Annotated in this window: 23 protein-coding genes and 2 pseudogenes; all 25 read left to right on the forward strand. The window is 66.5% G+C overall.

Annotation, left to right across the window (positions count from 1 at the left end):
* Positions 1-65: 65 nt before the first annotated feature.
* Positions 66-503: pseudogene (locus V7116_RS25855) on the forward strand (HK97 family phage prohead protease); the annotation flags it as partial.
* A gap of 33 nt (positions 504-536) precedes the next feature.
* Positions 537-956: pseudogene (locus V7116_RS25860) on the forward strand (hypothetical protein); the annotation flags it as partial.
* Positions 957-1,534: 578 nt separating this feature from the next.
* On the forward strand, positions 1,535-2,836 hold the full coding sequence (locus V7116_RS17765) for a phage major capsid protein (RefSeq protein ID WP_324393302.1): 1,302 nt from the start codon (positions 1,535-1,537) through the stop codon (positions 2,834-2,836).
* Positions 2,837-2,932: 96 nt separating this feature from the next.
* Positions 2,933-3,352: a hypothetical protein gene (locus V7116_RS17770; protein WP_324393303.1), complete on the forward strand. Its 420-nt coding sequence runs from the start codon at positions 2,933-2,935 to the stop codon at positions 3,350-3,352.
* A 62-nt stretch (positions 3,353-3,414) separates the two neighbouring features.
* A complete protein-coding gene (locus tag V7116_RS17775) occupies positions 3,415-4,071 on the forward strand; it encodes a hypothetical protein (protein WP_324393304.1) in 657 nt (218 codons plus the stop codon).
* Positions 4,072-4,171: 100 nt separating this feature from the next.
* Entirely contained in the window at positions 4,172-4,660 is a 489-nt protein-coding gene (locus tag V7116_RS17780; protein ID WP_324393305.1) for a hypothetical protein, read from the forward strand.
* Positions 4,657-6,303, forward strand: a complete 1,647-nt coding sequence (locus V7116_RS17785; protein ID WP_324393306.1) for a glycosyltransferase — start codon at positions 4,657-4,659, stop codon at positions 6,301-6,303. Before V7116_RS17780 ends, V7116_RS17785 begins: the two co-directional genes overlap by 4 nt.
* Before the next feature lie 8 nt (positions 6,304-6,311).
* Positions 6,312-6,992 carry an O-methyltransferase gene (locus V7116_RS17790; RefSeq protein ID WP_324393307.1) on the forward strand — a complete coding sequence of 227 codons (681 nt, stop codon included), beginning with the start codon at positions 6,312-6,314 and terminating at the stop codon, positions 6,990-6,992.
* 3 nt (positions 6,993-6,995) lie between these two features.
* Positions 6,996-7,202: a hypothetical protein gene (locus tag V7116_RS17795; protein WP_324393308.1), complete on the forward strand. Its 207-nt coding sequence runs from the start codon at positions 6,996-6,998 to the stop codon at positions 7,200-7,202.
* A complete protein-coding gene (locus V7116_RS17800) occupies positions 7,199-7,867 on the forward strand; it encodes a hypothetical protein (protein WP_324393309.1) in 669 nt (222 codons plus the stop codon). Before V7116_RS17795 ends, V7116_RS17800 begins: the two co-directional genes overlap by 4 nt.
* Positions 7,868-8,326 (forward strand): HK97 gp10 family phage protein, encoded by a 459-nt coding sequence (locus V7116_RS17805; RefSeq protein ID WP_324393310.1) that lies wholly within the window; start codon positions 7,868-7,870, stop codon positions 8,324-8,326.
* Positions 8,327-8,338: 12 nt separating this feature from the next.
* A complete protein-coding gene (locus tag V7116_RS17810; protein ID WP_324393311.1) occupies positions 8,339-8,785 on the forward strand; it encodes a hypothetical protein in 447 nt (148 codons plus the stop codon).
* Positions 8,786-8,796: 11 nt separating this feature from the next.
* The gene (locus tag V7116_RS17815; RefSeq protein WP_324393312.1) at positions 8,797-9,246 is read left to right on the forward strand and encodes a phage tail tube protein; all 450 of its coding nucleotides are present in this window, start codon (positions 8,797-8,799) and stop codon (positions 9,244-9,246) included.
* Positions 9,247-9,389: 143 nt separating this feature from the next.
* Entirely contained in the window at positions 9,390-9,722 is a 333-nt protein-coding gene (locus tag V7116_RS17820; protein ID WP_324393313.1) for a hypothetical protein, read from the forward strand.
* Positions 9,723-9,778: 56 nt separating this feature from the next.
* Positions 9,779-9,943 carry a hypothetical protein gene (locus V7116_RS17825; protein ID WP_324393314.1) on the forward strand — a complete coding sequence of 55 codons (165 nt, stop codon included), beginning with the start codon at positions 9,779-9,781 and terminating at the stop codon, positions 9,941-9,943.
* A 4-nt stretch (positions 9,944-9,947) separates the two neighbouring features.
* Positions 9,948-12,884: a phage tail tape measure protein gene (locus V7116_RS17830; RefSeq protein ID WP_324393315.1), complete on the forward strand. Its 2,937-nt coding sequence runs from the start codon at positions 9,948-9,950 to the stop codon at positions 12,882-12,884.
* A complete protein-coding gene (locus V7116_RS17835) occupies positions 12,881-13,297 on the forward strand; it encodes a hypothetical protein (protein ID WP_324393316.1) in 417 nt (138 codons plus the stop codon). Before V7116_RS17830 ends, V7116_RS17835 begins: the two co-directional genes overlap by 4 nt.
* On the forward strand, positions 13,287-16,367 hold the full coding sequence (locus V7116_RS17840; RefSeq protein ID WP_324393317.1) for a WD40/YVTN/BNR-like repeat-containing protein: 3,081 nt from the start codon (positions 13,287-13,289) through the stop codon (positions 16,365-16,367). Before V7116_RS17835 ends, V7116_RS17840 begins: the two co-directional genes overlap by 11 nt.
* A 1-nt stretch (position 16,368) precedes the next feature.
* Positions 16,369-18,690 (forward strand): hypothetical protein, encoded by a 2,322-nt coding sequence (locus V7116_RS17845; protein WP_324393318.1) that lies wholly within the window; start codon positions 16,369-16,371, stop codon positions 18,688-18,690.
* Positions 18,691-18,706: 16 nt separating this feature from the next.
* On the forward strand, positions 18,707-19,735 hold the full coding sequence (locus V7116_RS17850) for a hypothetical protein (RefSeq protein WP_324393319.1): 1,029 nt from the start codon (positions 18,707-18,709) through the stop codon (positions 19,733-19,735).
* The gene (locus V7116_RS17855) at positions 19,732-20,025 is read left to right on the forward strand and encodes a hypothetical protein (RefSeq protein ID WP_324393320.1); all 294 of its coding nucleotides are present in this window, start codon (positions 19,732-19,734) and stop codon (positions 20,023-20,025) included. Before V7116_RS17850 ends, V7116_RS17855 begins: the two co-directional genes overlap by 4 nt.
* A gap of 43 nt (positions 20,026-20,068) precedes the next feature.
* On the forward strand, positions 20,069-20,752 hold the full coding sequence (locus V7116_RS17860; protein WP_324393321.1) for a hypothetical protein: 684 nt from the start codon (positions 20,069-20,071) through the stop codon (positions 20,750-20,752).
* Positions 20,749-21,162 (forward strand): hypothetical protein, encoded by a 414-nt coding sequence (locus V7116_RS17865; protein ID WP_324393322.1) that lies wholly within the window; start codon positions 20,749-20,751, stop codon positions 21,160-21,162. The genes V7116_RS17860 and V7116_RS17865 overlap by 4 nt, the downstream gene beginning before the upstream one ends.
* Positions 21,159-21,719 (forward strand): hypothetical protein, encoded by a 561-nt coding sequence (locus V7116_RS17870; protein ID WP_324393323.1) that lies wholly within the window; start codon positions 21,159-21,161, stop codon positions 21,717-21,719. The genes V7116_RS17865 and V7116_RS17870 overlap by 4 nt, the downstream gene beginning before the upstream one ends.
* A complete protein-coding gene (locus V7116_RS17875; protein ID WP_324393324.1) occupies positions 21,716-23,656 on the forward strand; it encodes a hypothetical protein in 1,941 nt (646 codons plus the stop codon). The genes V7116_RS17870 and V7116_RS17875 overlap by 4 nt, the downstream gene beginning before the upstream one ends.
* The last annotated feature ends 79 nt before the right edge of the window (positions 23,657-23,735 follow it).

A 23,735-nucleotide genomic window follows, 5' to 3' on the forward strand; every position in this document is an offset into this window, starting at 1 on the left:
GGGGCCCGCGCGAAACCAAAGCACGCGCCACGGGCGAGCGGCTCTACAAGGCGCTGCCCGGCGCGATGATCGCCGTCGACGAGGCGCAGGGCACGGTGGACGCCATCGTGTCCGTGTTCGGCATCGTGGATGACGGCGACGACATTATCCACGCCGGCTCGTTCACCAAGACGCTGACCGAGCGCGCGGGACGCATCCGGGTGCTCGACTCCCACAACAACTGGAGCACCATCTCGGTGGTCGGCAAGCCGCTCGAAATGCGCGAGGTCGGGCGCGACGAGCTGCCGGACGAGATCCGGACCAAGTACCCGGACGCGACCGGCGGTCTCTGGACCCGCACGCAGTACCTCATCGACACGCCGGAAGGAATGGGCGTGTTCAAGCGCATCGCGGCGGGTGCCGTCAGCGAGTACAGCATCGGCTTCGACATCGTCGGCAAGGCCGATTACAGCAAGATCGAGCGCGATGGCAAGTCGCGCACCGTGCGCAACATCCGCGAGGTGCGATTCTGGGAGTACTCGCCCGTGGTGTGGGGCATGAACCCCGCCACGGCGACCGTGGCCGTGAAGGCCGCGACGACCTTCGAGGACCTGCCCCTGGCCGATCGCGACCGGGCCTGGGACGGCGCTGCCGCCGAGGGACGCGTGCGCGACTGGGCGGGGGGTGACGAGGCGATGGACTGGGCGGCGTATCGCCGTGCCTTCATGTGGTACGACGAGGCCGCGCCGGAGCAGGTCGGCTCGTACAAGCTGGGCTTTGCGGACGTGATTGACGGCACACTCACCGCGATTCCGCGCGGCGTGATGGCCGTAGGAAACGTGCTCCAGGGCGGTCGCGGCGGCGTGGATATCCCCACGGGCGACGAGGACGGCGTGAAGGCGCACTGCGAGCGCTACTACACCAAGATGCGCGAGACCTTCGACGACGACACGCTCGTGCCGCCGTGGAACAAATCGCGCAAGGAATACACCCCCGATGGGCCGCAGCCGCGCCTGGGCGACAACCTGGTCGCCGACGTGCAAAGCATCCTGACCAGCCGGATCGGGTCGTACCTGAAAGACGGCTACATCGACGGCGACGAGCACAGCGACCTGCTGGCGCTCGTCGAGGACGTCATCGCCCTGATTCGGGACCGGCTGCCGGAAGATCTGGCGCTGCGCCCGCTGCCGTCGTGGTCGATGATGGACTGGTTTTTCTTTGCCGGGCATGGGCCGGACCTCGCGAAAGCGGGGCGCGTGCTCAGCCAACGGAATTGGGACCGGGTCACGTCGGCCCGGGACCTGCTGACTGACGTGTTAGACAGCGCCGGGGTGGGGGATGCGGCAGCCGATGACGGCGACAGCAAAGCCACCGCTCCCGGCGATTCCCCTCGCGCCACGCTCGACCAGGAGGAAGCCCCTCCGCTGGCCGGGTCGACCCCGCCGCCTGCACCCACCTCGGAAGAGGCCGGGCCGCAGCCGGGTGATTCACCCACCGGTGACACGATGCTGCTGGCGCGCGCTCGTCTCGCATTAACAACGCTGGAGGAACTCCGATGACACTCTCACTCAACGTGAAGGACCGGATCGGGAAAGCCAAAGCGCTCTACGAAGAGGCGATCCGCCTCGTCGAGGAGGGCGCCGATCCGGAGGCTGGCCAGAAGGCAATGGGCCTGATGGAAGAAGCCGACAAGCTGCGCGAATCGGTGGTGCAGGCCGGTGAGGTCCTGACCACCGCGCAGGAAAAGATGGGCGAAATCGACGCGCTGGCGGGCCGTCAGGTCCCCGGCTCGAAGAAGTTCGCCGACCTGGGCGAGTTCACGTATGCCGTCTGGCAGTCAATGAACCCGCGCAATACCAAGGGTATTGACCCGCGCCTGGTCTACTTCCACGAGGAGCGGGCCGGCGGGCACGACGCCAAAGACATGGGCGGCAACGTCGGCGAGGACGGCGGCTACCTCATTCCGCAGGAGCAGCGCACCGAGCTGATGAGCATCTCGGCGGAGGATGCCATCGTGCGCCCGCGCGCGCAGATCATCCGCATGACACGGCGGCAAGTCGGCATTCCGGTGGTGGACCAGACTGGCACCACGGCCAACAGACCGCACTGGTTCGGCGGCCTGCAGTTCTACTGGCAGGAAGAGGCTTCCGAGGCGACCGAGAGCGATCCGAAGTTCAAAGAGGTCACGCTGACCGCGCGGGAGATGATCGGCTACACCCGCGCGCCGAACAGCCTGATCGATGACGCGGCGATCTCGCTCGGTGACTTCCTGTCGGGGCCGATGGGCTTCGCCGGAGGCGTGGCGTGGATGGAAGACGACGCCTTCATCAACGGCTCCGGCGCAGGACAGCCGCTCGGCGTGCTCAACTCGCCGTGTCTGGTCTCCGTCGCGCGCGAGAGCAAGACGGGCAAGGTGACGTTCACCGACCTCGCGCGCCTGCGCGCGGCCTTCCTGGCCACCGGCGGCAAGGGCGTCTGGGTGCTCAGCCAGGGCCTGATGGACGAGATCATCACGCTCAACGGCCCGACCGGCAACCCGTCCTACATCTGGACCCCGAACGCGGCGACCGGTCTGCCCGGCACGCTGCTGGGGCTGCCCGTGATGTGGACCGAAAAGACCCCGGCCCCGGGCCAGCCCGGCGACGCGCTGCTGGCCAACTTCGCGTTCTACCTCGTGGGCGATCGCCAGGCCACGACCATCGACAGCACTCAGTACGACCAGTGGAAGTACAACAAAACCTCCTGGCGCGTGGTGCACCGTGTCGACGGGCAGCCCTGGCTGTCGTCCCCGCTGACCCTGAAGGACGGGGTGACGCAAATCTCGCCGTTCGTGCGGCTCTCGTCGAAGTCGACGTAGCAGCCCTCGCGTCCACATGAGAGGCCCCGCGCGGCAGTGCTGTCGCGCGGGGTAATTCGCCCACCTACCGCCTGAGCATCGTGAAGGGAGATCGTGATGACGGCGCTTATCACCGAAGGACTGGAATACCTGGGCGGGATTGCCCCGGCCAGCCATTCCACTGAGCAAAACACCGGCAGCATCAACTGCGGGCTGTACGAGCGCGTGCTGGTGGTCCTGCACTGCGGGGTCATCGGCGGCAACCTGGACGTCGACATCGAGCAGCAGGCCAGCTCGGGGGGCACCCCCAAGGCGCTGGACAGCAACTCGAAGGACGTCGCGAAGACGGCCACGACGGACAACGACACCGTGACCGCCATCAACATCAACGCCGAAGAGTTCGACGTGAACAACGGCTACGAGTACCTGAACGTCGAGGTCACGCCCGCTTCCGCGGGGATCTTCGGCGTGCAGGTGTGGGGTGTGCCGCGCTACAAGCCGGCTGCTAACGCCCTGCTGGATGCCGTCGTCGAATAATCGACCGAGGCATAGACCGTGTGGGGCCGGACTTTTCCCGGCCCCCTTCTTCCGGAGGACGTATGTGGATCAGGCTGGTAACGCGCAAAACGGTGCTCATAGCCGGTGACGCGGTGTCCTACTGCCCGGGCGATCTGATCGAGGTCGGCGGCCACCTTGCGCGCAAGTGGATCGCGGCGGGCGATGCGGTCGAAGCGCAGCTGGACCTGCGCGCGGCGGTCGTGCCCACGGCAGGGATCGCCTGCCACGGCAGCATCGACACGGCGCTGCGCGACCGCCTGGCGCGCGTGGACGGCCTGCGCATGTCGTTCCACCAGGACGACTGGCCTGTGCTGCCCTATACCGAGACGCTGCTCTGGGTGCCTGAGTTCGAGCCGCGCCTGGACCTGTTGGTGCAGGGCTTCAAGCTGCTCCAGCAGTGGCAGGTGGCCGTGCCGCTCTGGGACTACGAGACGCTCGCCGCGCACGTGGGGAGTGAGGAGGAGCGCGCCTACACCGAAACGATCGTCCGTGACCTGCGCGTCCCGCTGCGTGACACGCGCCTGATCTTCGCCCGGCGCTGCCCGGATACGCGGCGCCTCGTGGCAACCTGGTGCGAGGAGCGCCGGCGCTTCGAGGAGGGTGACGACCGGCTGGCCTTCCTGCGCGCGCTGTATCTCGTCAAGCCGGTGATCTGCGACCTGCCGAATTCCTGGACGAACAATGGCCGGAAACGATAGAGGTGTCGCGATGATCGCGCTCGGGTCCAAAGCGCAGCAGGCCGCGACCCGCGCCCAGCAAGCGCTGGCGCGCGTCTGTCCGGATCTGCCGGTGGACACGGTGATGCGCTGTCCGGCGGGCATGACGGCAGTCGAAGGGTCCCGTTACCTGAAAACGGGGCTGTTCGACTGGACGTCATTCGAGCACGTCGCCTACCTGGACGCGGATACCGTGGTGCATCAGGACCTCCAGGTCGGGTTCGCGGCTCTCGACGACGGGTTCGACCTGGCGCTGTGTGCCAGTCGTAACCAGGGCGACGAGCTGCTGTGGCACGTGGGTGTGGACGACCGGCGCGAGACGCTGGCCGTGATGGGCTGTAGCGAGGTGCTGCAGCTGCAGGCGGGCGTCTTCTTCGTAGCGCGCAACGCACGCACGCAGGCGCTGTTCGCCGCGTGGCGGTCGGAGTGGGCGCGCTTTCGCGGCCAGGACCAGGGGGCACTGCTGCGCGCACTGCGGCGTGTGCCAGTCCGGATCTGGCTGCTAGGGCAGCCGTTCAACGGCGGCGCGGTCATTGCGCATCACTTCGGAGAGCTGAGGGACGGAGCATGAGAGTTCACATCGTCTGCCGCGATGCCACGAGTGATCAGGTGCTGGCGCGCCTGGCTGGGATGCTGGCCGCGGCGCCGGGCTTTACGGTGTCGGAGCGCCCCGATCTTGCGGCGTCGGTCAACTACTTCTTCCCGTACCTGGAATGGGATCGCCACCGTGAGTTCAAAGCGACGCCGACGGCAGCCTGGTTTACCCACCGCGACATCGGGCGCAAGGAGAAGGAGACCCTCTGGGCGGAGGCTGCTCAGGCGGTCGATCTGCGCTTGACGTCGTCCCCGGTGTACGCGCGCGAGCTGGAGACCGTCGGCGCGACAGCGCTCGTGACCCCGCCGTTGGACCGGGAACGGTTCGCGCTGGCAGACCGCCCACCGCACGACCGGTCCGTTATCGGCACGTCGGGCTACGTGTACCCGGGCGGGCGCAAGGGCGAGAAGTTGTTGGCGCGCTTGGCGCGTGAGGTCGAGGCGGACGTCATCGCCTGCGGCGAAGGCTGGCCCGTTCCGACACAGCACCTCGACTGGGGTGCCGTGCCGGGCTTTTACCAGTCGCTCGACCTGTACGTCTGCACGAGCCGGATCGAGGGCATTGGCTACGGGCCGCTCGAAGCGATGGCCTGCGGGGTGCCGGTGGTCGTGCCGGAAGGCGTCGGCGTCTTCGACGAGCTGCCGCACTTCGCCGATGTCCACCGCTACGCGCCGGGGCAGTATGCCAGCCTGAAGGCGGCGGTCGATGCCGCCCTGGCGCGGATCATTGCGGGGCAGGTGGACCACCGCGCGTTGCGCGAATCGACCTGGTCGTACACCGCCGAGGCGTGGATCGACACGCACCTGGAGGCCTTCGAGGACCTGCTCGACCTGCCGACGGCGCCGCTTGACGTCGAGCCAGCGATCGCTGCGGAGGGCGAGTGGCGGCAGCGGGCGGGGATCTACATCGTCGCCTACGGCGATCCGGCGCGCAACTGTGCTAAACGGGCCATTCAGAGTGCCAAGGCGTTCATGCCCGATCTGCCCGTCGTGCTCGTCTCGGACCGGGCCCTGGGCGCGGGCGAAGACGCGACCTTCGAGCACAGCGACGACGACCTGGGAGCTCGCTCGGTCAAGACCGAAATCTACGACCTGGCGCCCGAGGCCTGGGAGTACGTGCTGTACCTGGACGCCGACACGGAAGTTGTGGCCGATATCTCGTTTTTGTTCCAGGTCCTGGCAGATGGCTGGGACGCCGTATTTTGCATCAACCCTGCTCAATACGTGCTCGCGCGGGAGATGAGCCGCCCGGACAACGCGGACGAAATCCGCGAGACCTTCGCCCAGTTGGGCACGGACGAGCTGCTCCAGCTGAATGGCGGGGTGTTTGGGTTCCGTCGCGGTGAGCGCACGGCGGCGTTCTTCCGGGCCTGGCACGCGGAGTGGAAACGCTACGGCAAGCGCGACCAGGCCGCGCTCGACCGGGTGCTGTACCGCGCGCCGCTCCGAGTCTACGTCCTGGGTAACGAGTGGAACACGATCACGCGCTACCTGCCGCCCGAGCGGACGGCGGGCATTTTGCACTACCCGATGCAGGCGCGCCGGTGGAAGGGTGCGGTCAAAGGACGGCTCGATTCGTCGGAAGCCTGGGCAAGCGTACACCCTGGAGGCAAGGCATGATACACCACGTGAGCACCAACCCTCTCGCGATGGACATCCGAGAGGTTCCAGCTAGTGACATCCTCGACTTTTTCGCCTCTACGCCGGGCATCCCCGTGGCGCTCGACGTGGCGCGGGAGCGCGTGGGGACGATCAAGGCCAAGCGCGAAATCGCGGCGTACCAGGCGGCGGTGCTCTACGCCCTGGCCCGTCAGTATGACTACGAGGGCGCGCACCTGCTGGAGATCGGCACGGCGCTGGGCTTCTCGGCCAGCGTCCTCGCGCAGGCGGCCCCGCACGCGCACATCACGACCCTCAACCCGCGCGAAGATGAATCCGCTGCCGCGCGGCTCAACCTGGGCGTGTTCCCCAACGTCACGGTGGTCGCGGCGGCCAGCTGGGATTACCTGGCACACTACCGCCTCCCGCTGTTGGACCTGGTTTTCGTGGACGGGGACCACGCGCGAGTTCGCCGCGACCTGCCCTGGTGGAACCTGCTGCGCCCGGGCGGGCTGATGGTCTTCCACGACTACAGCCCGGAAGGGACCTATCGCGCGTGCCCGCCCGTCTTCGAGGCGCTCAATGAGTTCGCCGAACTATTGGGGCGTGCCTTCGACGTGCTCGTGGTCGACGATGGTGGGGTCGGCATGGCCGGGTTCTACCGCCGGGCGGACGATCTGCCCGCTGTGCCCGCCGGACCGGAGGGATGACGCATGACGTACCCGTTTGCGAACGAGCCCAAAAACGACAAGCGGGCGTTGCCCGAGACCCCGCCACCGCCGTCTCGCGACAGCGGGGCTGATTGGAAGCAGGTGGCCGCGCCCAGGCGGGACGACTTTGACCCCACTTACCTGCTGTGCGCCATCGCGTTTGTCGAGTCCGTGCTCCTCATCCTGATCGGCCTGGGGGTGATCTCATGACCGCGTACGTGACCGCCGAGGAGATTCGTGCCCAGGCGGGCAAGCTGAGCGATACGGACGACACCCTGCTGGGGGCGCTGGCCGCCGCCGCCACCGAGGCGATCAACAACTACTGCGGGCGCCCGGACGGCTTCCTGGCCGCCGCGACCGGCTCGGCGCGGCTCTTCGCGGGCACCGGCACGGCCACGATGCGCATCGACGAGTGCGCAGCGATCAGCCTGGTCGAAGTCAAGGACAGCGTCACCGACACCGGCTACACGGCCTGGGCCGCCAGCGACTGGATCGGGTTCTCGGGGGACCCGATGCGCCCCGACTTCAACCGGCTGCCGTACACCGGGCTGATGATCGCCCCCGGAGGCAGTTACGCCGCCTTCAGCGACGGGCGCTACAACGGGCGCGGCGGGTTCCGCCCAGCTGCGGATCGCATGCAGGCCGTGCCTACCGTGCGTGTGACGGCGCGCTGGGGCTACGCCCTGGTGCTGCCGGATGTCATTCGTCAAGCGTGTATCACGCAAGCGTCGCGCTGGTACAAGCGCGGCCAGGCGTCCTGGTCGGACGCGATCGGCAATGCCGACGTCGGCCAGCTGTTCTATCGCCGCGTGCTCGATCCCGACGTCGAGCTGATGCTCAAAGCCGGTCGGTTCGTCCGGATGGCGGTGGGATAAATGCCACTCACGACGGAGGTCAAGGGGCTGCTTGCCGCGCAGCGCAAGCTGGAGCAGGTGACGCGGGATCTGCAGGGCGAGGACATGACGCGCGCCTTCCGTGAGAGTGCCATGCTCGTCACCCGCGACGCGAAGATTCTGGCGCCGGTTGACCGTGGGCACCTGAAGGCCTCCATCACCCCCGCGGTGCGCCAGCGCGACAACGTCATCGAGGGCGTCGTCGGCAGCAACGTGGCCTATGCGCCGTACCAGGAGACCGGGACCCGCCCGCACTGGCCGCCGCTTGCAGCGCTGGAAACGTGGGCGCGCCGGCACGGCACGTCGGCCTACGTGGTCGCCCGCGCGATTGCACGCCGGGGCACCAAGGGGCGGCGCTACCTGCAGGGTGCGTTCGAGAAGAATCGCAGCGCCATCCAGAAGCGAATTGGCCGGGCGGTCAACGGGATTGTGAAGAAATGACGGGGGGAATCGATGAGTGATGTCTTGCTGCGTGACCTGGTCGAAGGCGTGCGGTCCACCCTGGCGACGGCGGTCGAGGTCGAGCGCGCCACGGCGCACGAGGCCCTGACGGAAGACATGCCGGACGCCCAGATGCTGGAGATTTACGCCGAGGAAGGCAGCGCCGACCCGACCACAAAAACGGACCGGACCACGTTCGGCGGCGGCCTGCGACAGGAGCGCTGCCAGGTCATGGCCGATTATTACACCCGGCTGCGGTCCAGCATCGGGGATGACATGGCGCTGCTGATCGACGGGATCGACTCGATTCGCGCCGTGCTCAACAGCCAGGACCACCAACCGCTGTTTGGCACGGCGGGCATCGTGTCGTTCACGTGGTCGTGGCAGCGGGTGATCTTCGAACGCGCCAGCAAAAGCTACGTGGGCGCGCGTTTCACGCTCGACTTTCGGTTGAAGTAGGAGAGGCAATCATGGCACAGACGCAGACAGCAATCTCGGCAGTCGACTGCATCATCCAGCTCGACAACGCCAGCGGGGTGCTGACGGATATCTCCGGCAGCTCCAACAAAGTGTCGCTTAGCTTCGAGAACGGGGTCTGGGAGTTTCGCCCGTTCGGCAACGTGTGGAAGGCGCGCGGCGTGACCGGAAAGGACGCGGACGCCAGCCTGGACGCGGCCTACACTACGGCGGACGGTGAGGCGCTCGCCTTGCTGCGCGACTGGTTTTTCGGCGGCGACGACAGCCCGCGCACGCTGCAGGTCAACATCCCGGACAACACCCCGGGCTCAGACCGCTACCAGGGCGAGTTCGTGCTCGAAACGTTCCCGCTTGACCTGGATGCCGGCGCGGACGACGTGGTGATGGTGTCGTGCACCCTCAAGCCTAACGGCGAGGTGACGCACGAAGTCATCACGACCTGATGGGCAGCGGGGCCGCGACGATGGCGGCCATTCTCCTGGGGCCCCCGCCTGCGCTCTGGCAGCTGCTGTGCGGGGCGGGGAGTCTCCTCCTGTTGTTCTGGATCACACAGTACCGGCATCAACATACGAAAGGACAGGCAGGCATGCCGAAGCGACAGGCGATTTACACCTACAAATCCGACGAGGTCCAGGGCGAAGGGTCGTTTGTCAAGATCCGCGCCGTGACGTACGGCGAAGCGAAGAAGTTGCGCGGCGCCGTCCAGGGCATGACGGACGACGAGAAGGTCGTGCAGAACGAGCAGCTGATCATCGACAAGATTGTCGAGTGGAACTGGGTGGATGACGACGGCAACCCGCTGCCGCGCCCGAAAGACGATCCGACGGTGCTGGAATCTCTGACGGCGCAGGAGATGGCATTCCTGGGCGAGTGTTTCGCCGGAGGCGCTGGCGACCGAAAAAACGAATCCAGCGGTTAAAGATCTGGCTCTGGACCGGCGGCGGGGGCGGGCCGCCGGACGAATGGGCCGACCTGGTGCTCTGCCGCGACATCTACCACTGCTCGCCCGGCGAGCTGGAGGACCAGGACTACGACACCGCCATGCTGCACTATGCCATGCACAATGCGCAGCTCGAAGTGAAGGCCAAGCGCGAAGCGGAAGCGTACCGGCGCGCCAGCAAGGGCAAAGGCAAGGGATAACGACGTGGGCACGGACAACGTTATCGAGCTGATCATCAGGGGCACCGACGCCGCCAGCGACGTCGTCAACGGCGTGATCAACAAGGTCACCGGCGCCTTCGATGGCATGTCGAAGAAGATGGTCAAGGCTGGCGCGATCCTGGGCATCGCGTCCGCGCCGCTCATCGGCGGCCTGACCGATGCGGTCAACACGGCGACCGTCTTCGACGAGTCGATGACGAACGTCCAGTCCGTGCTCGGCGCGACGACCGACGAGGTCGCGGCGCTATCCGACGACATCCTCGCGCTGGGCGCGGACAGCCGGGCCGGTCCGCAGGCTGCCGCCGACGCGTTCTACGACATCGTCGGCGGCGTGGCGGATGCGTCCAGTCACATGGCGATCCTGGACGCGGCGATCGCCACCAGCGAGGCCGGGGCCGCCGACCTCGGTGCGACCACCAGCGTGCTGATCAGCACCATGAACTCGTACGGGTACGCCGCCGACAAGGCGGCGTACGCCAGCGACGTGCTGACCCGCACGGTCGGCATGGGCGTCGGCACGATGGACGAGTTCGCCGCGGCGATGCCGCAGGTGACCGGCCTGGCCTCCAGCCTGGGGATTTCGTTCGACGACCTCGGCGCACAGATGGCGTTCCTGACCACCAAGGGCTTCGGACCCAGCCAGGCAGCGACGCAGCTGCGCGCGATGATGACCTCGCTGCTGAACCCCAACGCCAAGATGGTCTCGGCCCTGGAGGAGCTGGGCTACGCCAACGGCACCGCGGCGATCGACCAGCTGGGGCTGGTGGGCGCCTTCGAGGCGCTGAGTAAAAGCTCTCCCACGTTCCAGGACAATATGGCCGGGGCGATCGGCAGCGTCGAGGCCCTGAACGGCGTCATCGCCCTGACTGGCGGCGGCTTCAGCGAGTTCGACAAGCAGTACACCTCGGCCCTCGATGGCGCGACGGCAGCGGCCCAGGAGATCCAGCTCGGCAGCGTCGCAGCCCAGACCGATTTGCTCAAGTCCAGTCTGTCGGCGTTGAAGATCGAGATCGGCGCGGCACTGCTGCCCGCGATCAACGACGTCGTGCGGATGATCCGCCCGGTCATCACCAGCGTGACCGCGTGGGTGGGCGAGAACCCGAAACTGATTTCGACCCTGGCGAAAGTCGTCGCCGGGGTGGCCGGGTTGGGCGGGGCCCTGGCTGCCGCCGGAGCGGTGATGGGGATGTTCAGCTCCGTGCTCGGACTTGTACTGTCCCCGATCGGCCTGGTGATTGCCGGCGTCGTGGCGCTCGTCGTCGCGTTCAAAACCAACTTCCTGGGTATCGGCGACGTCGTCCGCGGCGCCGCAAAGCGCATTGGCCGCGCCGTCAAGCCTATCATCGACACCTTCGAGTACGTGGCGGGGTGGATCGGCAAGGCCTTCGACTATGGCAAGGGGAAGGATGGACTCTTCGGCGGCATCATCGCCAGCCTGCGCGCGCTGTTCTATGTCTTCGAGGATGGCAAGACCACCTTCTTCAGTAAGGTGTTCCAGGCTTTCGGTATGTCCGAACAGGCGGCCCAGAAGGCAGGCCTGGCGATCGTGCGCATCAAGGACGGGATCGTCAACTTCTTCACCGCGCACGTCGTGCCCCTTTTACAAAGTTTTTACGACTTTCTGGGGCAGGCCTGGACCATCGTGGGCCCGGCGCTGGAACAGCTCGCGGACTGGTTCCTGAATACCGCGCTGCCGGCTATCGTGGGGTTCGTGGCCGACACGGTCATCCCGGCGGTGAGCTCCCTCATCGACATCCTGCGCGGCATCTGGGAGTGGGCCTCGCCGTACCTGCTGCAGTTCGTCGATTGGGTGGTCAACACCGGGCTGCCGGCAGTCGTCGACTTCATCAAAAACACAGCCATCCCCGCTGTGGGGGATCTTATCGACTGGCTGGGCGGCGTCTGGGAAGACACCAAGCCGCACCTGGAGAACCTGTATAACTGGTTCGTCGAGGATGCACTGCCAGCGATCGGCGACTTCATCACCGGGACGGCCATCCCCGCGGTCGAGATGCTGATCGACACCATCGTCGATATCTGGAACCTCGTCAAGCCGGAACTGGAAAAGCTCTACGACTGGTTCGTCGAGGACGCGCTGCCCGCGATCGGCGACTTTATCACGGACACCGCCATTCCCTCTGTCGAAATGCTGATCGACACCATCGTCGATATTTGGAACCTCATCAAGCCCACGCTCGACAAGGTCTACGACTGGTTCGTGGTGACGGCGCTGCCCGCGATCAAGTCGTTCATCGTCGACACGGTCATCCCCGCTGTCGGGGACTTTATCGACATCCTGGTCAGCATTTGGAACACCATCAAGCCGACCCTGGACAGCCTCTACGATTGGTTCGTGGTGACGGCGCTGCCCGCGATCAAGTCGTTCATCGTCGATACGGTCATCCCTGCGGTGGGGGACTTTATCGACATCCTGAAGTCGATCTGGGATACGGTCAAGCCCGCCCTGGACAGCCTCTACGACTGGTTCATCAACAGCCTGGGAACGGTGAAGGAAAAGGTCATCGACCCCATCGCGGACGCGCTTGGCGACGTGATCGACACCATTAGCAGCGTGGGTGATTCGCTTTCCAACCTCAAAGACAAGCTGCCCGACTGGATGATCCCCGGTTCTCCGACGCCGTTCGAGCTGGGTGTGCGCGGCATCTCGGACGCGATGCGCGACATGGCGCGCATTAACCCGTTCTCCGGCATGGGGCAAACCCTGGTCGATACCAGCCTGCCGCGCGCGATGCAGCCCGCCTTCGCCACTGCGAGTGGGGGCGGTAATTCGTACTCGGTGAGCGTGCCGATCACCTTTGGCGGCGCCGCGGCGGACGAAGACAGCATCATCACGACGGTGGAGACCATCGTCATCCCGAAGATCGAGCGGGCGCTGCGCCGTTATTCGGAGGAAGCATGACCCTCTACGACTTTAAGATCGCCGCCAGCGCGGACGACGTGGACGGCCTGCAGGCGCTGCACGAAATCGGAACGGGGGCGTTCCAGTGGACGCTGACCGGTGGACCGCGTCCGGAGTGGAGCGACTGCGAGGCGCGCATTCGCAGCGGCGATCTGGACTGGAAAGACGTCGGCCTGCCCACGGCAGCCTGGATCATTCCGGTGATGACGCTGGCCGAATATGCCCTGCTGCGCAGCGTGCTGGTAAACCGGCGCTGTACGATCCGGACCTACAACACGACGAGTGGCAGCTTCAAGAATTACAACGCGTATTTGACCTGGCCGTTCCCGGGCCCGCAGCCGGGTGAGGACGGGCTGCTGCGTGACGTGCGTCTGACCTTCGACAAGCTGGAGCTGCTGCCGGATGCTACCTGACTTTTCGCCCACCGACCTGGTCACACTGCGCCAGTTCCCCCAGCCCGTCACGCGACACCTGTCCGTGGCGCCGCGCCCCAGCGTCTTCCAAACGCAGGTGACGAGCGTCTTCACGGACGGCACGTCCCTGGGCGTGACGGTGCTGGGATACCTCGCGGCCCTGAGCGGAGACCCGGACGACATCCTGCCCGGCTACACGGCGGAGTTCGGGACCACGCAGGGCGCGCGTGATATCGGCAGCGCCCGCGTCCGTATTTCCACGCCGAACTTTATCCAGATTGCGGAGACGGCGCCGTCGCTGCTGCCGGTCGAGGTTGGGCACTACATCACGATCCGCGCCGAGCACCCGATCCAGCAGCGCCTGGCGTACATGCAAAGTGACGTCAACAGCAGCGGGTACGAGGACGACTTCGAAATCCTGCGGGATTACAACATCGCCTACACTGACCAGCACTTGCTCTTCCCGCCGATCTGCAACATCGAGGGCAAACCATCAGGGTGGTGTGAGCCGGGCCAGACGTACCGGCTGGTGACGCTCGACGCTTCCGCCAGCCAGCCGGTCGCCACCGGCGCCAGCATCACAGCCTACAGTTGGGAGATCGGCGACTGCACGCTGGAGAGCGGTTACGCGGCCACGGACGCCCAGATCGTGCTGCGCGCGCCAGCCGGCTTTCGCTGGGTGAGCTGCACGGTGACGGACAGCAACAGCAAGACGGCGGTGCGCTACGTCCCGGTCTGGGCGCACCACCCGATTTCGTATCCACCCGCGACCTACGGCGCGCTCGACGTGGGCTTCACCATCGCGCGTGACGAGCGTTACGAGTGGCGCGAGATGGACCTGCGCTTCTTCGGCGTAGATGAGGCGTTCAACGAGGCGGTCATCGCGGAGAACGCCCTCATCTGCTACTGGGAAGAGGCCGACTTCGGTGGCGACACACCACCGGTGGGCTACATCGACCAGTTCCTGGGCTGGACGGTGCGCGAGGCGACGTTCATCCGCCTCTCTCACGGCTACTATTTCGTGACCGTGGCCGGTGCAGGATATTTTCTCGACGGCATCGGAGGGCTGGCCGGAACGCTGCAGCAGGCTGACACGCCCGCCTCGTGGTCGCAGATGGAGGGATTGACGATCGACCGGGCCGTGTACGCGGCGCTGCGCTACGGCAGCACTGCCCTGGACGTATGCAACCTCTACGTCAGCGACCAGGACGATCCGCGCGGTGAGCTCGACATTTCACCCGGGTCGCTGTGGTCGCAGGTGCGCAACCTGGTCGCGCGGTATGCAGGCCTCGCCGGGTGCGACAGCCTCAACGGCATCCTGCTGCGGCGCGACGCGTCGCACCTATCCAGCGCCGATCGCACCGCGCGCGGCACACTGCTCGACCTGACCGCAGACGACTGGACCGACGAGACGGCCTGGACCTACTCGCGCGAGCTGCGGCGCCCCGTGGGGCGTATCATCGCCGAGGGGCGAGCCTGGGCGGGCAGCGCCGAGGTGCGCTACAAATCACAGGCGCCCGGCGCGACGCCTGATTATGGGGTCAGCGAATCGACCATGCCGCTGCTCAGCCTGCCGTACACGGGCGCACAGGAAGAACTCAATCGCCTGGTCGGGGACGAGCTGGCCTGGCAGCAGTCCAGTATCAAAGAGCTGCCGGTCCTGCTGATGGGCAACCTGGACGTAGTCGAGCCCGCCTGGCGAATCCCCGTCACGCTCACGGTCGCCGCGACGAACCCGCGCGGCCTGGCGCTCTCGGCGGCGCCCTTCGTGGTCACGCGGGTCTCGGTGCAGCACAGCGTCACACGCGGCGAGCCGGACAAGCGCATCACGTGGTCGGTCAGCGCTGTGACGCAGGGACGGCCCGGGCAGTATCGCAAGGTCGAGGTCCAGAGCCCGCTGCTGCCCTACAGCGGGACGAACAACTTCCCGGGTTACAACCGCAACAATCCGACCCCGCCGGCAGTGGACGACCCGCTGGCCTACAACCCGAATATGCTGGCGTTCTGCGACGACGGCAAACTGTACCGCACCGAAGAATTCCCCGTGTCGCCCTCCGATCCAGTCCCGAGTGACTGGGCGGGCACCTCGCTCGGCCTGTCGGGCACGATCCTGAAGACGGTCGTCGATGCGCGCAGCCCGAAATACTTGGGGACGGGGGACGACGTCAACGGCTGGGTGCTCACGACGACGGGGGTCTATCGCATCGACGCCGCCAACGGCACGCCCGCGGCCACGCTTCAGTATACCCTGGGCGCGACGGCGCACACCGGTGACGGGGACGGCAGCATCAGTGAGGCGGGGTTCGTCGCTTTCGCCGTGTACTATGGCGGCGAAGCAGGTCACACGGGGACCTGGATCGTGGTCACCACCGATGGCGTGAACTGGGACGAGGTCAACGTCACGCCGCATTACGTTACCGGCAGCAGCGACCGGGTGTTTCCAACGGTTTTCGTCGATTCGCGATCGGCGGGCCACATCTACGCGGGCGGCTTGACGGCCACTGCCGGTTTGGGCGGCGTCAACGGAGACCTGTTCCGCTCCGTCGATTACGGCCAGACTTGGGCCGCGGCGCCCCAGGCGACCAACTTCGGCGATGCCGATGGCGGCGGGCTCGAAATCCCCTGGCACGACAACGCCAACCGCAACATCGTGTACTGGTCACGGCGCATCAGCGGCGAGAACAGCCTATGGCGCACCGAGAGCGACGGCGTGACGATGACCAACATCACCCCGCCCGGCAACGACTATGGAGTGCGCTGGGGGCGCTACTGCATCGCCACCTGCCCGGTCGATCGTCAGGCGGTCATCGTCGTCGCGCAGCGCGAGCCCAACGACTTGCGGCGCGTCTTCGTATCCTCCACCGGGGGCGACGACTGGACCCCGATCACCGCCGAGATGGACCGCGACGACGGCTACCTGTTCGTGACCATCGGCGGCGAAGATCCGAACCTGCTGTATCTCTGGGGATCGGGGTCGCGGATCGGCGTGGCGTTCGACGGCGAGACGATCATCGACTGCCGGGGCAACCTCAGCACCGGTGGCCGGATCATCGGGATCTGGGGAGGCTGAGATGGACAGCATCGATCGCCTGGCGCGCGCCATCCTCGATACGCGCAAGTCGTCCACCGAGGAGGACAGCACCCTGCTGGGCTATCTCGGCTTTTCGCCCGACGGCACCACGTATGCGCTCGAAGACAGCGAGCCTAATTACCTGTGGCTGCGGCTCGGGCACAAGAGCAGTCGCGCCGGGGTGAAGGCGCTCAACCGCAAGCCGGTCCCGATCGTGCCCGACCTGGCCGTGCGCGTCCGCCCGCCCCGCGGCGACCACGGGTTTGAGATCACCGACGTCGATGCCGCCGAGGGATTCAGCCAGCTGGGCAGCAGCGGCGTGGCACCGGTCGGCGGGCAGCAGTATCGCACGTCGTTGGTTCATCCGCGCCAGCTGGAGCAGGGGCGGGTCAAAACCGTCTACGACGGTGCCGCCAAGGCCTGGACCACCCAGGTCGAGATGGCCCCCTTCACGATCGTGTGGAACGGCGTGCGCACGACGGCAGGCCGTATTCAGAAGGACCTGGCGAGCTACCGCCCCGCGTCCGGGTTTGGGTGGATCGCCGTCGGCTACGATCCGGCGGCCAGCGACCTGGTCGCCGTGGCGGGTCCGGACGTGGTCAGCAAGAATTTCCTGTCCGACGCGGCGCTCGACGGCGTGCTCCTGCCCGCGTCCGTCATTCCTCTCGCAGGCATCAAGGCGCAGGCCGGGGCGGTCTTCGACAACGAATACGACTTCGTCGATATCTCCCCCTGGCGCAGCGGCGTAATCAGCGACTGGTCCTGGCTGAAGCACAACCTCACGGCCACGAGCGACCCAGGCGCGGGGGACGATGCGGACGACGGCTACGGCGTCGGCAGCGTGTGGATCAACACGACGGCGGGCACCGTCTGGACCTGCACGGACGCCACCGCGGGATCGGCGGTCTGGACCGAGGGCGGCGGCGGGGGAGGCTCGATTGCCGTGACCGACGGCACGACGACCGTCGATCCGGCCACCGCGCTCGACCTCGACCCGGCGTTTTTTGACGTTAGTGAACCGAGTGCGGGCCAGGCGAGCGTGACGCTCACCCTGCCGCTGGATAACCTCAGTGCGACCAGCGCGCCAACCGCCGGAGACGACAGCGGCGACGGCTACAGCGTGGGCTCGCGATGGGTCGATACGGCGGTGGACAAGGCCTACGTGTGTCTGGACGCCACGCTCGGCGGTGCGGTGTGGAAGGAAATTACCGCGACGGCAGTCACCACTAACGCCGCGACGGCAGTTGACCAGGCGCTGTGGGCTTTCGAGGGCGCGCTCGACGTTGTCTCCAGCCCGCTACGCATCCTCAACGAATCGGGCGCGGCGCGAACAATTACGAAGGTAGCGCTGTCGATCGACACGGCCCCAACCGGCGCGGCGGTGATCGTGGACGTCCACAAAAACGGCACGACGATCTTTACGACCCAGGCGAACCGCCCGCAGATCGCCGACGGCGCGTATGCCGGCGAGAGCACGACGATCGACGTCGCCACCTGGTCCGATGGGGAGTATCTGACCGTCGATATCGACCAGATCGGCAGTAGTGTGGCGGGCGCGAACATGACCGTGCACGTGATCTATTCCATCGACGTGGCGATGCCTGCGTTGGACGATCTGACCGACGTCGATGCCAGCGCGCCGGACGATGGCGACGTGCTGACCTACGACGATGGCACGGGGACATGGGTGCCCGCACCTTCCAGCGGTGGCGCCTCGGCGTTCACGGACCTGACCGACACGCCGGGGGATTACACCGACCAGGGGGGCAAGCTGGTGGCGGTCAACGCGGGCGAGACGGGGCTGGAGTTCGTGGACGCGGGCGGCAGCGGCTCGACCACCAACGTGCTGCGCGTCGCCCTGGCGGGCAGCACGACGACCGAGGGCGTCGCGCGGACGGGCAGCACGGCCTCGAGCTACGTGCGCGCGAATGCGCAGGTCCGCGTCCTGAGGCCGATTAAATTGACCGAACTGATCATCGACCTCGCAGCGGCAGGCGATTATTACGTCAAGTGGTATTACGGCCAGGACGGGTCGGCGATCGACAGTGCACTCACCGGCGCGCTGATGTTTACGCTCGGCCCGGTCACGGTCGGCGGCTCGACCAACGACCAGTCGATGCCGCTCGCCTCACCGCTGTTCGTGCCGCCAGGTGACTACGTCTTTTCGCTAGAGCGAGCATCCGGCACGTCTATCATGCCTGCCGCGACCAGCGGCACGTTTGCGTTCAGCTTTCACGACAACGACGGCATCCCGACCAGCGCCACGCGCATCCCGTTCCGCATGGTGGCCTACGCGGGCGATTACGAGCTGGTTACAGCATAGAGAGCGAGGTCAGCACATGGCACGCATTTTTACCGACGGCTTCGAGCTGGGCGCGTGGCACCCGTGGATGAACCTGGGCAGCCACGCCAGCATCACGACCGGCAGCAAACGCTCTGGCGATCGCGGCCTGCACCTCGACCAGGAACCGGAGACGATCACAGGCTACGCGGGCGATCGCTACATCACGCTGCCGGTCACGCGCACCGATACCGAGCTGTATTTCCGCGCGGCCATGCGGTTTCCAGGCATGGATACGGGATTCGGAAAAGACTTCTACGTCCTGGACGAAGACGGCGTGACGCTGATGTACCTCGACATTTCCACGACGGCGATGAACCTGTACGTGCTCGGCGCGCTTCAGGATACCTGGGAGCCGGTGGGGGGCATCTCCAACGCGACGTGGTACCTCGTCGAGGTCCACTTCGTTCAGGACGCATCGAGCGGCACGGTCGAGGTCCGCGTGGATGGCACGGTCCGCCTCAGCTTCACGGGGACCACCAAGAGCACCGGCGACGTCATCCGCCAGTTCCGCCTCGCCGCCGAAAAGGGCGCGCACGACGTCTACATGGACGACGTCGCCATCAACGACACCACCGGCAGCGCGGACACGAGCTGGCCAGGCGAGGGCAAGATCATCCTGCTGACACCGAACGCCAACGGCGACAGCTCGGAGTGGACCGGCAGCGACAGTGACCAGACCGACAATTATGCCCTGGTCGATGACGTGCCGAACGATGGCGACACGACCTACGTCCAGACCAGCGACGCCGATATGACCGACCTGTACGGCCTCAGCAGCTACACGCTGGCCGCGGGCGAGGCGGTGCGCGGGGTGCAGGTGCTGGCCGTTGCACGGTGCGTGACCGCCGAGAGCGACACGCTCAAGCTGGGCGTCAAATCCACAGCTGAGCATTTCGGAGATGCACAGGCGCTCACCACGGGCTACGCGACCTACGTGGGCGACTGGCTGGCCACCAACCCGGACACCCTGGCCGCGTGGAGCCAGTCGGACCTCGACGACTTGCAGGCAGGCATCCAGTCGTGAGCGAGCACCGCGTCACCCAGGCCGGCGTCCAGGTCGAGATCGACCCGGCTGCCGCGCGGCGCATTACCCAGACCGGCATTCAGGTCGAGGTGTACCCGACCAGCAATGCGGCCCAGGTGACGACGATCGCGATGCAGGTGGAACTCCGGCAGCAGGTCGAGCATCGCGTCACCCTGCTCGGCGCGCAGGTGGAGATCGTGGACCTGCCCACCGCGCGACGCGTGACGCTGCTTGGCACGCAGGCTGAAATCTATACGCCGCGCCGCCGGTTTGGGCCTGCGGTGCAGTGACGGACCCGGCGCAGAGGACGCCGGTGCAGAGAGGACATCCGTTTTGGACGTACTGACAAAAATCATCGACAGCAACATTCCGTGGTCCGTGGCCGTCGTCGCGTTGGCGTGGATTCTGCGCCCGATGCTGACCGACCTCGTCCAGGGCTGGCTCGACGACCGGCGACAAAAAACGAAGATCGAGCAGGAGCGCAACGACAACGAGAAGGCGCAGACGAAGACGATGGAGCAGCTCGGCACGCAGCTCCAGCTGAGCCTGACCACGCAGCGGCAGATCGCGGAGCTGATCGCGGCCCTGTCGCTCATGCCTACGCAGCTCGAAAAGGCGGTGCAGCAGATGGCCGAGAAGTCTGGCGAGCGGGACGTCAAACTCGCGCAGCACACCATCGCGCTCGACGCGATCCGGGCGGATGTAGGCGACGGCGAGGGGCAGGCCTGGGCCGAAGGCGGCCCGCGCCTGGCGGCCATCCAGGATTTGCTCACCGGCGCACTGGCCAGCATCGAGGAGCGCATCGTGCGGCGACTGGACCCGTCGCGTCCGGACGCGCGGGCGATCGTGCGCGAGGAGCTGCAGGGGGTGATCGACCAGCTCAATCTCGCCCGGCGCCTGGAGCAGCTCGGCACGGAACTGCAGCAACTCAAACAGGGTACAGCGCCTCCGAACGGGGGCGATAACCAATCATCCGACGTGAAGACGCCCAACGGGGCGGAGGAGAAATCGACGTGAGTAACGAATTCTGGAAGTCTAAGAAGTTCGCGTACACGCTGGCCGCGGTCATCACGGCGCTGATTCTGGCGCTGCTGCCGTCCGTGGTCACGTTGGACGCGGAATCGCAGCAGCTGCTCGAAAGCATGCTGCCGCTCGTCGTGCTGGTGTTCGTGCTGCTGATCACCGGCCACACCGTCACGGACATCGCCTACGCCTGGGCAAATCGCCCGACTAATGTGCCGCTTCCCGATGCGCTTCACGACTTGATTGACGCAATCACGGGACAGGCCCCGACAACCAATATTACCGTTAACACGACCTCGGATGATCCGGCGGCAGTGGCGAAAGCAGTAGGTGAAGCGGTCAACCGCGCTCAAGTGCCTGCCCCGCCCCGTGAAGTGAACGCGGGCGGTGAGGCGGTGCGGTGACCGACCCGCTGGCTGTTCCGGCGTGGATCACTACCTATCTGGCCCAAGCCCAGGCGTGGCTTGGGCTGGAGCATTACACCCTATCGGTGCGCCTGGAAGATGCTCTTGAGGACGAAACCGGCAAGGAGTACGTGCTGCGCGCGCACGTAAAGAGCAACTTTCCCTACCCCGATGCGCGCATCCAGGTCACGCCGCACGTCGAGGACGACCCGCGCGGGCGTGAGTCCCTGCTGCACGAGCTGCTGCATGTGGCGATTGAACCGGCCAACCGGGTCGTTGCGCACATCTGCGAGATGACGGAGAGCGAACAGCAGGGTCAGGCACTATGGCGGCTGTACGAGGATGCGCACGAGCACAGCGTTTCCCTCATGGCACGCGGACTGGCGACGGCGCTCGATGTGCCCGCGCTGCCCGAAACGATGGCACGCTGGATGGAGACCTCGCTCGACGACGCGCTGCACGGCGACTATGCGATGCTGCGCGAGGCGGCACAGGCTGTGCTCGACGCGCTGCGAAAGCGAGAAGGGGCGGAGACCCCGGAGGAAGCGAACGAGTGAAGGATCTCCGAAGCGCGTTTATCCGTATGACCGTGGCACTCGTCATCGGGGTGATGCTGATCGTCACCTACTTTACGTTTACGAAGGTGGAGGCGCAGGGGCCGGAGACGCCCACGTCGCCCGCCCTGGACTCGGGGCGCTATGTCATCTCGGGAGTGGTGATTTATGACAAAGAGACGGGCACCGAGTATGTGCTGCGCTTCGGGTGGGGCGCTCTTGCGCCATCTCCAACGCCGACAGATGCGCCGACCGCAACACCTACCGCGCCGGATACCAGTGTGCCGGCTGCGACGTCAACGCCATCGCCAACAGCGAGCGCAGAGGCAACAATCACGCCCAGCGCAACGCTGACACCCACGGCCACGCCAACAGCCACCGCGACCGCGACGTGGACGTTGACACCTGTGCCGACCGTAACGGCCAGCAGCGTGCCTGTGACGCCGGTGCAATCGCCTTCTAGCACGCCCGTTCCAATTTGCTCTGTGATCGTCGTGACCTCACCCTCACTGCGGTTGCGCAGCGACCACAGCACCGCGGCCACACTGCTGGCCGTCGCGCCGACTGGCTCGACCTGGCGGATCTACGAGGTCTGGCCGATGGACCCGGACGCCTCGCCGGACGAGTGGGTCCGGGTGCAGCTCGCCGACGGGCGCGCCGCGTGGATGGCGGCGACGTACAGCGGCGAGGTCTATGCCGCGTTCGAGGATACGCTCGACTGTGACGTACTGCGCTGGGGACCGGGTAAAGACGAGCCAACCTCAACATCGCGCCCGACGTCCACCCCCGCGGCCACGGATGCCCCGGGCACGACGGCGCTGCCTGACGTGACGCCCACGCCGGAGAGCGGGATCACCCCGGCTCCGACGAGCGCCACGACCAAAAGCTGCACCGTGACGCTGCTCGAAAACTCGATGATTCGCAGCGGTCCAGGCGAAGCATACGCGGCCACCGGCAGCGCCTACGCGGGTGATCCGCTGGCGATCGTCGCGGCCACGATCGGCGGCAACTACGTGTGGGGCCAGCACGGGCGCGGCTGGACGGCGCTCTACACGCGCTCCGCCTCCGCCTGGCGGGTCGGCGTATGGGGCAGCGAGGGTGAGATATGTCTCGATGTGCCTGGCTGGACAGCGGCAGGCCTGGGCGTGCCCGGGCTCATCGGCGCGGTCGGTTGGCACGTCACGATCCCAGACATCGACTACAACGACCTGGCCGCCAGTCTGGACGTGCTGGCGGCCAAGGGGTATACACCGGTTGTCAAAGCGGTCGAGGATACGCGCTCGGTGCAGGAAGCCATCGCGCGGGGCGGCATCGGCGTCTGGCGCACGACCCGGGCGGGCGACTGCGCAGATATGGACGTCGATCCGAAGCTCGCAGCGTGGCTGCGATTGGTCGGTCAGGGCCCCTACCTGCCGCCTCCGGAGGCCGTGACCTGGCTGGAGGTGGACAACGAGTGCCCGCAGTATTTTCAGGATCTGACCTGGACCGACACGTATCAGGCGGAGATGATCCGGCTGTTCAGCGAGCGCGGGTATAAGGTGATCGTCGGCACGCAGCCACCGGGCTGGTACGAGCAGCACCAGGTCAACAAACTGTCACTGACCTGGGCGGCGGCGCGGCAGCATGGCGCGTGCCTGGGCTACCACGCCTACGGGGTGACGAAAGGGCTGCGCGTGGCGGACACCGATATCTGGACCGGCTACCGCCACCGGCAGATCCGCGCCTGGCTGGACGCGCTCGGCTACGGCGACGTGCCGATCTGCGCGACGGAAGTCGGCACCGGCGACGGGCGCGACGCCTTCGATGCGAGCGACTTTGCGACCTGGAACGCCGCGACGGAACTCGACGGGCTGCAGTTCACCGCCTGGTGGACTGCCGGCAGATGGGGTGGCATGACGGCCAACGGACAGATGGCGCTGGCCGCGAGGCAATTGCCATAAAAAAGCCCGGCTAAATGCCGGGCACGCTTGTCCATCCACAGTCGGCGCAGGCCTTCACGCCGTCCAGCTCTCCTACATT

The sequence above is a fragment of the Aggregatilinea sp. genome (genome assembly GCF_036822615.1).
Lineage (GTDB): Bacteria > Chloroflexota > Anaerolineae > Aggregatilineales > Aggregatilineaceae > Aggregatilinea.